Origin of the sequence: Clostridioides sp. ZZV14-6345 (assembly GCF_020657775.1) — a bacterium.
Lineage (GTDB): Bacteria > Bacillota > Clostridia > Peptostreptococcales > Peptostreptococcaceae > Clostridioides > Clostridioides difficile_D.
Genome location: NZ_JAGWCX010000098.1, coordinates 1 through 10,202, shown reverse-complemented (window position 1 = coordinate 10,202; position 10,202 = coordinate 1). Strand labels below are relative to the sequence as shown.

General features: G+C 32.1%; 6 protein-coding genes and 1 pseudogene. All 7 read left to right on the top strand.

What is annotated here, in order from left to right; translation table 11 throughout:
- Positions 1–258, top strand: a 258-nt coding sequence (locus KGF39_RS18220; RefSeq protein WP_227823394.1) for a phage tail tape measure protein, incomplete at its 5' end; no start/stop codon positions are given.
- Positions 259–366: 108 nt separating this feature from the next.
- Entirely contained in the window at positions 367–1,218 is an 852-nt protein-coding gene (locus KGF39_RS18215) for an HNH endonuclease (protein WP_227823393.1), read from the top strand.
- A 236-nt stretch (positions 1,219–1,454) separates the two neighbouring features.
- Positions 1,455–5,798, top strand: a pseudogene (locus tag KGF39_RS18210) (phage tail tape measure protein); the annotation flags it as partial.
- Between the two features lie 16 nt (positions 5,799–5,814).
- Complete coding sequence (locus KGF39_RS18205) at positions 5,815–6,681, top strand: phage tail family protein (RefSeq protein ID WP_227823391.1); 867 nt, start codon at positions 5,815–5,817, stop codon at positions 6,679–6,681.
- A gap of 1 nt (position 6,682) precedes the next feature.
- On the top strand, positions 6,683–7,762 hold the full coding sequence (locus KGF39_RS18200; RefSeq protein WP_227823390.1) for a siphovirus ReqiPepy6 Gp37-like family protein: 1,080 nt from the start codon (positions 6,683–6,685) through the stop codon (positions 7,760–7,762).
- On the top strand, positions 7,762–8,643 hold the full coding sequence (locus tag KGF39_RS18195; protein WP_227823389.1) for a hypothetical protein: 882 nt from the start codon (positions 7,762–7,764) through the stop codon (positions 8,641–8,643). The genes KGF39_RS18200 and KGF39_RS18195 overlap by 1 nt, the downstream gene beginning before the upstream one ends.
- A gap of 17 nt (positions 8,644–8,660) precedes the next feature.
- Entirely contained in the window at positions 8,661–10,178 is a 1,518-nt protein-coding gene (locus tag KGF39_RS18190; RefSeq protein ID WP_227823388.1) for a glycine rich domain-containing protein, read from the top strand.
- Positions 10,179–10,202 lie beyond the last annotated feature (24 nt).

Here is a 10,202-nt window from a genome sequence, read left to right as displayed (position 1 = left end):
GGCAAAAAAATGACCATGGGCATTACTGTACCTATTGCAGCTATCGGGGTAGCAGCTAGTAAACTTGGAATGGATTTTGAAGCATCTATGTCAAATGTACAGGGACTAAGCGGAGCAACAGCTGACGAAATGGTTGAACTTGAAAAAGCAGCTAGAGAAGCAGGAGCATCTACATCCAAAACAGCTAAAGACGCAGCTGATGCGCTTGGCTATATGGCTTTAAAAGTTAGAGCGGTTATAAGGAAACTTATAGCATAAAATAGAACGTGAAAACGGTGAAAACTAAATTTATTTAACGATATTTGATATTGTAAAATTGCTATAATTAAAAACAAAGATATTATATAAATATTTGGAGTGATTTATATGACATTAAAAATATGTTGTTCATGCAAAGAAGAAAAGGAAGAAAGTTTATTTTCTAAGAGTAAAAATACAAAAGATGGCTTAAAAAAATACTGCAAAGATTGTGCAAGAATCCAAGGTAAAAGATATAAGGAAAAAAATAAAGATAAAGTTATCCAAAGCAAAAAAGATTGGTACGAAAAAAGCAAATTAAAAAAGATTGAAAGAACTAACAAAGAATTAAAAAAAGGATATAGAGTTTGTACAATTTGCGGAATAAGAAAAAATATAAATGAATTTTATAAAAGAGGGAATGGAGGTTTTTATAGTTATTGTAAAGTTTGTCAATTAAAGATACAAAAAGAATATCATTTAAAAAATAGAGAAAAAATTATTCTTAGAAAAAGGCAATATAATAACATGTGCAAAGATAGAATATCTCAATATAACAAAAAATATTATATAAAAAATAGTGTTGATATTAAAAATAGAGTGAAAGAATGGAATGAAAGTAATAAGGAAAAGTCTAAAAATCTAAAAATAAGAAGTTATCATGCTAGAGAAGCAAGAAAAAGATTATTATTAAATACGTACACAAAAAATGAATGGGAAGAATGTAAAAAATATTTTAATAATGAACATGGAGTAGTTGAGTGTGCATATTGTGGGAAAGAAATAGAAAAAGTTACACAAGAACATTTCATACCAATATCTAAGGGTGGAAATTATACAAGAGATAATATTATACCTGTATGCGGAAGTTGTAACTCTAGTAAATGTAATAAAATATTTGAGGAATGGTATCCTAATAAAGAATTTTACTCCGAAGAACGAAAAAATAAGATATACACATATTTAGAATCTGTTAAATAAACATGTCAATACCGTGCCAAGTTTAGAAGGAAACTTCTTTGAAGGTGTAGAGACTAGATAAAATAAACTAAGTTTAAAGCCCTTTTGAAAGGGCTTTTTATATGTTGAAATATCCACGAGCGCGTTCTACCCTAACAAGTAAAGTTGAGGGTAAAGAGATAGTCCGAACTATATAGAAATATATAGAAGTAGAGAATAAAGAGTCTCTGCGATAACAAAATGTAGCTGGATGGGATGCAAAAACATCAATGGAAGCTTTAATGCCTGTTTTAAGACTTTCGGAAGCTGGAAATTTAGACCTTGCAAGAACCTCAGATTTAGTGACTGACTCTATGTCGAGTCTTGGGCTTAGTGTAAAAGAATTACCAACATACTTAGACCAAGTTGCTAAAACTGCTGCAAGTTCAAATACTAATATCGACGCACTTATGGAAGCTATGATAGTAAGTGGTGGTACTTTTAAAAATTTAAACGTACCTCTTTCAGAAGCTAATGCACTACTTGGAATACTCGCAAATAGAGGACTAAAAGGCAGCGAGGCAGGAAATTCTTTAAACTCTATCATGATAAATCTAACGAGTGGAGCAGGGCAAGCTGGTGTAGCAATGGAGAAGCTAGGGCTAAGTGCTTTTGACTCTAACGGCAAATTTAAGGGTATGGCTAATGTCTTGATGGAACTTAAAGAAAAAACAAAAGACATGACAGAAGAACAACGAACAATGTATTTGTCTATGATAGGCGGAAAAACGCAAATCTCTACTTTGCAAGCTTTATTATCTGGAGTCGGAGAAGAATATTCAGAACTTGAAAAAAAGGTTGGTAACAGTACAGGTGCATTAGACAAAATGGCTAAGACTATGCAAAACAATAACAAAGGTTCTATAACTGCTTTAATATCAGCTATACAGGAATTAGGACTCAAAATATACGATGCATTAAAACCAAGCATAGCGCAAGCGGTTAACTGGTTTCAAAACCTTACAAATAAATTGAATGAAATGAAACCTGCTACAGTAGAAACTATAGTTAAAATAGCAGGATTGGCGGCAGCACTCGGACCGGTTTTATTAATTGGTGGAAAAATAGTTAGTATGATTGGTGGAGTTATAGGGGCTTTTGGTACTTTTTCAGCAGCTATGGCAGTTGTAACAACAGGAGCAGCCGCAGCGACACCAGCTGTAGGTGCTTTAGCCACAATTTTGGGTGCATTATCAAGCCCCGTTGCTATAGCTGTAGCTGGAATTGCTGCACTAGGTATATCAGTTGCGACAGTCGCTAAAGACATGTCTAAAGATGCTATAGAACCGATTAACCGATTTGGAAAAAGTATATCAGATAATACAAAAGAAGCTGTGGGCGCTTTTATGGATTTAGAAGAAAAGACAACAGTATCTTTAAATCAGTTGATGTGGAGCGGTGAGACTGTTTCAGAAAAAATGAAACAAACAATAGTATCTAATTTTACAGAAATGTCAAATCAGATTGTCGCTAAACTCCAAGAAAGCAAAGAGCAAGGCATTCAATCCTTGCAAGAAATGTTTGCAACTTCTAAGAATTTAAGCGACAAAGAAAAAGAAGAGTTAATTAAAAATACAGAAGAGGCATATTCGGTCAAAGAAGAAAAGATTAAAAAGAGCAATGAAAAGATAAATCAAATAATGACTAAAGCTAGTCAAGAACACAGAGCATTAACAAAAGAAGAATCAACAGAAATAAATCAAATAAAAACAGATATGCTGAATACCGCAGTTGACACAATGAGTAAAAGCGAAGCAGAGCAAGCAGCAATAATGGAAAGAATGAAAGCAAACCATGTTGATTTATCAGCTAAAGAAGCGGCGGAAGTAGTTAAAAATTCAATAAAGAAAAAAGATGAAAGTATAAAAGCAGCTAACGAAGAATATAACGAAAGATTAAAAATAGCCGCACAGCTTAGAGCAGAGGGTGGCGCAGAAAATGAAAAGCTAGCTGACAAAGTAGTACAGGAAGCAACGAGACAAAAAGATGAATCTATAAATAAAGCTAAAGAAATGCACCAAGGAGTCGTTGCAGAGGCACAGAAACAAGCAGAAAATCAAGCAAGTAAAGTTGATTGGACGACAGGAGAAATTAAATCTAAATGGCAAGTTTTAAATGATACAGTAAAAGGAAAAATGCAAGAGTGGGACGATATAGCCGGCAATTGGGTCGAAAGTTTAAAAGAGAAAATTTCTACTGGATGGGCTAATTTGAAAGAAAATACAGCCCTTTTGTGGGATAATATAAAGCTTACTGTAACAACTAAATGGACAGAGATAAAAGAGTCTATAGGTTTAAAGATAGAAGAAATAAAACAAAATATCAGTGAAAAATGGGAGTCTATAAAATTATTCTTTACAACAACATGGGAAAGTATAAAACTTATTTTTAGTAACGCTTGGGATGCTATAAAACAACAATTAGAAGAAAAATTTGCACCCTTTATCGAAAAATTAAAACTTATTTTTGATGGTATAAAAGAGCTTTTTAGAAGCACTTGGGAAGTTATAAAAAACATAGTGCTCGGTGCTGTGTTATTAATTTTAGATGTTGTAACAGGAAATTTTGATAAGTTAAAAACAGACGCTTTGCAAATTTGGGAAAATATAAAACAAGGACTTTCGAATACGTGGGAATCTATAAAAGAAGTATTTAACAATGCATTAGCCGCAATAGGTGATTTACTTTCTAGCATGTGGGAAAGTATGAAAAGTACTGCAATAACTATATGGGAGTCTATAACACAAACTCTAAGCGATATATGGGAGAATATAAAGTCGACATGTTCGACCGCTTGGGAAGGTTTAAAAACAATTTGTTCAAACACATGGACAAATATAAAATCGACCCTTACAACCGCATGGGAAAGTATGAAAACCGCTGTAACAACCAAGCTAGGAGAAATTAAAAATAATATTGTGACGACTTGGAATAATGTCATTACATTTTTTAAAACACTTCCAGCTAAGCTGAAACAAGCAGCTATTGACATGTTTACAAGACTAAGAGAAGGTATAGACTCAAAAAAACAAGATGCTGTTAACGCATCACAAAAAATTGGAACTGATGTTGTAAACAAAATAAAAGAATTTCCAAGCAAACTCTTAACAGCGGGTCAAGATTTAGTAAATGGTTTAGTAAAAGGTATGTCGGGTTTTGCTTATAAAGTAGTAGACGAAGCTAAAAAACTAGGGCAAAAGGCTGCTGATGCAGTTAGAAAAGTGTTAGGAATACATTCTCCATCTCGTGTTATGGCTGAAATTGGTAAATTCGTTGATGAAGGTTTAGCGCAAGGTATTACTAATAATAGCGACTCGGTAAAAAAAGCAACTGAAAAGATAACAAAGATTATAGAAGAAGAAACAAAGAAAGCTACAAAAGCATGTGAAGCAGATATAAAACTATTTAATAAACAAATAGATGAATTATCTAAACAAGAAAAAGCAGCACTTAAAAAAGTTAAAGGTAATGCTAAAGATGCATTGAAAGAAGAATACGCAGCTAAAAAAGAAAAAATAAAAGAAGCTATAGAATTAAGAAAAGAGCAAAAAGAAAAAGAAGTCGAGCAATTAAAAGAGATAGCAAATTCAGCTAAAGAGCAGCTAAATAAAGAATTGCAAGATAGACAAGAGTTTGTAAAAAAAGTTGATGATTTAACAAAAGCAATAGTCGATGCACTAAAGGAAAAATATAAGCAAGAATACGAAGCTCAACAAGCGAGTATAAAAAAAGAGTTAGACGCATTGGATGAATGGAAAGAAGAAAGTATAAATAGAATTAATAGTGTCTATGATGCAAAGATAAAAGCCATTGACAACGAATTAGAAGCTTTTGAAAAAGCTGAAAAGGAAAAAGATAGACTTGAACAAGACAAAGAAGAATTAAACAAAATAGAAGAAATTAAAACAGCTATAAAGTTTGAACATGATGACACTAACAAAGAACAATTACAAAAAGAATTAGAGAAGGTTTTAGCTGAAAGAAAGAAAAGAATAGAGCAACAAGAAATAGAAGATAAAAAAGAAGCTTTAAAAAAGAGAAAAGAAGAATTAGAAGAAAAGAAAAAAGACGAAATAGAAAATATAAATCAAATATACGAAAGCGAAAAAGAGTATTATAATAAAAGACTTGAAGATGCTAAAAAGTTCTATGATGAAAGAATAAAAGAATCGAAACTTCAAGCGGAAGCGGAAAAATTAATAATGGATAAAAATCAAAAAGAGATAGTTGCACTATTAAATAGTTATTCAGATGCATATAAAAATGCTGGTCAAACGTTAGGGGAAAAATTACTCGAAGGATTTAAACCTGCTATAGCTGAAATTAAAAATTTAATTGATAGTATTACAAGAGAAATAAATAACGCTAGAAATGAAGCATTAAGTTTAAATAGCGATATTAGAAAAGGAAATTCAGCAGCTAATTCAAATTCGGGAAGAAGAGAAGCCAATTATAATAATAATTCAAGAACAACTAATTATAATGTAAATGTTAATAGTACAGACTCAAACACAGCAAGAGAAATCGAAAGAACAATAAGAAGTCTAGCGTTTAGTTTGTAAAAAAGGGGTGTGAAACTTGCAAAAATTAATATGTAGAAACTCGAAAGGGCAAGAGATTAAATTAGGAAACTCACGCCCTTTTTTGTTAGAAAAAATAGAAAACGGAGCAAATACTAGCGCTAATATTTCAGTCTCGAACAATCTAGGTGATGGTGTAAGTATAGATGATATAAGTATAAAAGAGAGATTACTTCCGATTTCAGCAGCTATTTATGCAAAAAATAAAGAAGATTTAGAGTTAAAACGTGCATATTTAACGTCTTTGTTTAATCCTAAGCTTGGAAAAATGGAGTTTATATATACAAATAACGCATTAACTAGACGTATCGAAGGAGTTGTGCAAGACATAACATTTCAAACGCCAATTGGATTGATGCAAAAGTTTCTTATACAGCTCTTAACTCCAAGCCCATTTTGGATGGATGAGTTTGTTTTAAAAGAAGAGGTTGCATTATGGGTTGGTGACTTCGAATTTACTTTAGAGATAAGTGACGAAGGAATAGAAATGGGTCATAGAGTAAGTAATTTAATTTGCAATGTAGTAAATACTGGCGACATCGAATGTGGCATGAAAATACAATTTAAAGCACTTGCAACAGTTGACAATCCTTCTTTATTCAATGTAAATACAAGAGAATATATTAAGATAAACAGAACTCTTGAAGCAGGGGATTTATTAGAAATAACAACAGAATTTGCAAATAAAAGAATAGAGTTAGTAAAATCAAACTATGAAAGAATAAATGTTTTCAATTGGATTGACTTAGATAGCGAATTTTTACAACTTAGCGTGGGAGATAATCTGTTTCGTTATGATGCTGATGTCGGAATTGATAATTTAGAAATGTCTATATATTATAATCCGCTCTATTTGGGGGTGTAATATGCAACAGAGTATAAGAATACTAGATAAAAATATAAATTTAATAGCTGAAATAGATAATTACGAAGAATTACAGATTATCAAGAGGTTTCATAAAGTTGGGGAGTTTAGTCTAAAAATAAACGCTAATAAAAACCATGTAGATAAATTAGTTAAAAACAATATTATTTTGCTAGGTAAAAATTATAATAAAGTTTGTTTGATACTTCATCGAGAGTTTATGTACACCGAAACAGGAGAAAAAAGCGATATTCTATCTGTTAAAGGTGTAGATTTGAAAGGTTTATTAAATAGAAGAATTATTGTACCAAGGACTGGAGAAGCTTTTGAAAGTCACGAGGGGACACAGGAAGAAATTATAAAAGCTTTTGTTAATAATAACTGTGTAGCCCCTTCAAACTTAAAGCGTGTAATTGATAATCTTATCATTTCAGAAAATAAAAACCTTGGAAATGCTGATGTGTGGCGAAGTTCTTACGAAAATTTAAGTGATAAAATACAAGAAATATCAGAATTTTGTGGGCTTGGTTGGGAGATAACATTAGATGCTAAACAGAAGAAATTTATTTTTGATGTAGTTGCTGGTAAAGATTTGACTATTAATCAAACAGAAAATCCACCAATTATTTTCAGAAGTGATTTTGATAATATAAGAGCGAGACACTTTACAGAAAGTATAATTAATTCTAAAAATGTTGTTTTCGCAGGTGGCAAAGAAGATTCAACAAAGCTAGTAATTTCAGTCGGCGAGGTAGAAGGCTTTGAAAGAAACGAAGTCTTTGCAGATGTAAGCGAAAACACTATAAGTATACTACAAAAAGAAGGCGAGATTAAATTAAAAGAATACGAAGAGTTGAAAAGTTTCGAATTAGAGGTAGACCCTAAAAATACTTTTATATATGAAAAAGATTATAATTTAGGGGATATTGTTACAATTCAAGATAGAAAATTGAAAGTAACAATGGATACTAGAATTGTAGAAGTACAAGAAAGCTACAGTAAAAATGGAATGAAATTAAAAATTACGTTTGGGAGTAGTATACCAACCTTATTTTCTAAAATAAAAAGGATGGTGAGATAATGGAAAAAAGTTTTGTATTTAACAGTATAAATAGCGATAGGAGATACAAGGCAGAGGACTTTAGAGAATACTTTGCAAGTTTTATAGGTAATGGGGTATTTCCTAATCCAAGCAGCAATTTGCAAGTTGTCGATAATAATAATATGACTATAACAGTAAAAAAAGGTAAAGGTTGGATTAATGGAGCTATCTATATAAACACAGACGATTTAGTAATTAATATAGACCCTGCAGATGGGATTTTAAATAGAATAGACAGAGTGGTTTTAAGATTTGATACTTTAAATAGAAATATTAAATTAGCTGTTAAAAAAGGTACTTTTAATAGTTCCCCAGCTGCAACAGAATTACAACGTGATGCAGATGCGTACGAACTTGGATTAGCTGATATTTATATCAGAGCTGGAGCAATAAGTATTACACAAAGTTCTATAACAGATTTAAGATTAGATAAAACTCTATGTGGAATTGTAAAAGGTACAGTAGAAGAAATAGACACAACAACATTACTTGCACAATTAAACGCTTGGAAGGATGAAGAAATCAGTAATTTCAATACTTGGCGAGAAAATCAAGAGAATAAACAAGATGATTGGTATAACACTACTACAACAAATTTTGTATCTAAATTCAATCTTTGGTTTGAAAGTATAAAAGATATTTTAGATGGGGATGCAGCTGGAAACTTATTAAATGAAATAAATAAAGTAAAAGAAGATTTGGCAAAAATAGAAACAACAGCAGATAAGACAAGTTATAATAATGCAACAAGTAATCTTACTGCTACTACGGTGCAAGGGGCAATAGATGAAGTTGTTAGAAAGATAGAAAATTTTAACGAGGTTAATATATCTATACAAAATGATATGTTACCTATTTAAGAGAGGAGAGTGAGAAAATGCAAACAGTATGGAATTTTGGTTATAATGGTTCACCACAAAATGTTACATTGAAACCCGGTAAATATAAATTTGAATGTTGGGGTTCTTCTGGAGGTATCAACAATTCTTCTTGGGATACTGATGCTAAAGGCGGATATTCTAAAGGTGAAATTACATTAAAAAAACAAACTACATTATATATTTATGTCGGCGAAAGTGGTTATGCTTCTTCATCTACGAATAATAACACTAAAAGTGGTTTTAATGGTGGTGGTAAAGGTTACTTAAATCAACAGGTTATGGGTACTTATTATTCTATGTATGGTGGTGGGGCTACTGATATAAGGCTCGTTGGTGGTGCTTGGGATAATGAGCAAGGTTTACTATCTCGTATAATTGTTGCAGGTGGTGGTGGCGGTTCATATTCTCCTTATACTGGTGGTGCAGGAGGAGGATTAGCAGGAGGTACTGGGTATAGTGCTAACGACAGACATCGTCCCGGCGGTACTCAATATCAAGGTGGTATTGGTCGTGTAAGCACAGAAAACGGAAGTTTTGGAAAAGGGTGTTCTGTTAAAGATTCAACTGGCGAAGGCGGTGGAGGTGGCTGGTTTGGTGGTGCAGGAATGGATGGTGTGGGAGCAGGTGGAGGTGGAAGTGGCTACGTATTAACTAAAGATAGTTATAAGCCTGTTGGCTACACACCAACATCTGAATATTATTTTGATAACATAGTTATGACACCAGGTGGAAATACTAGTGGTGCTTATGGTTATGCCCTAATAACATTACTACAAGCATTACCTTTTTTAACCGTATCCTCTTATAACTCCATACAAGCAACGTTTAAAGCTGACCACACAGACCCTACACTATTAACTAAAATAGAATACTTTATAGATGATGTACTAAAAGAAACTATAACAACAGATTTAACAACAGAGAAAACAATTAACTATACATTAGAAGATAATGCGCTACACACACTTAAAATAGTTGTTACAGACAGTAATAATGCTACAGTAGAAAAAATCTTAACTATCGGTAAAGGTGTTGCTCCACTTCCAGCAGGTTCATCAAGTGAGGAAGTTACAAATAAATGGAGAGAGATTGCAACTGCATTTAAGAGTGGTAAAACTAGTATTGTAAATACTTTAGCACTTAAAAACGTTCATTCAAGCTTAGATAATACATTAGTTGAGTTTTCTGAGAAAATAAAGACATTTTTTGATAATTCAGATGCTACTACTGCACAACTTCAAAATCAGATTACTAGCTTAAATAATCAGTTAAGTCAACGGAAAAAATGGGCTAGCGGTACTTACACTTTTACTCAGAATGATTATGATAATTTTTATGTTCATTTAGAAAGTGGAACAAAAACTCTTGAAATTAGAATTAATTTAGATTTTATTCCTCGTTTGATTGTTGTTGAAAATTTTACTTTTAAGCGTGCTCTTAGTTCAACAGTTATTAAGTATCCTAGTATTTGCAGTAATAGTCCAATTGGTTCTGTCGGTTGGTATATTGATTAAAAAATAGCTACGCACACTTGTGAC

Excerpts from the sequence above, each read along its gene's own strand:
- KGF39_RS18215 (WP_227823393.1), top strand. The coding sequence starts at position 367 with ATGACATTAAAAATATGTTGTTCATGCAAAGAAGAAAAGGAAGAAAGT.
- KGF39_RS18200 (WP_227823390.1), top strand. The coding sequence starts at position 6,683 with ATGCAACAGAGTATAAGAATACTAGATAAAAATATAAATTTAATAGCT.
- KGF39_RS18195 (WP_227823389.1), top strand. The coding sequence starts at position 7,762 with ATGGAAAAAAGTTTTGTATTTAACAGTATAAATAGCGATAGGAGATAC.
- KGF39_RS18190 (WP_227823388.1), top strand. The coding sequence starts at position 8,661 with ATGCAAACAGTATGGAATTTTGGTTATAATGGTTCACCACAAAATGTT.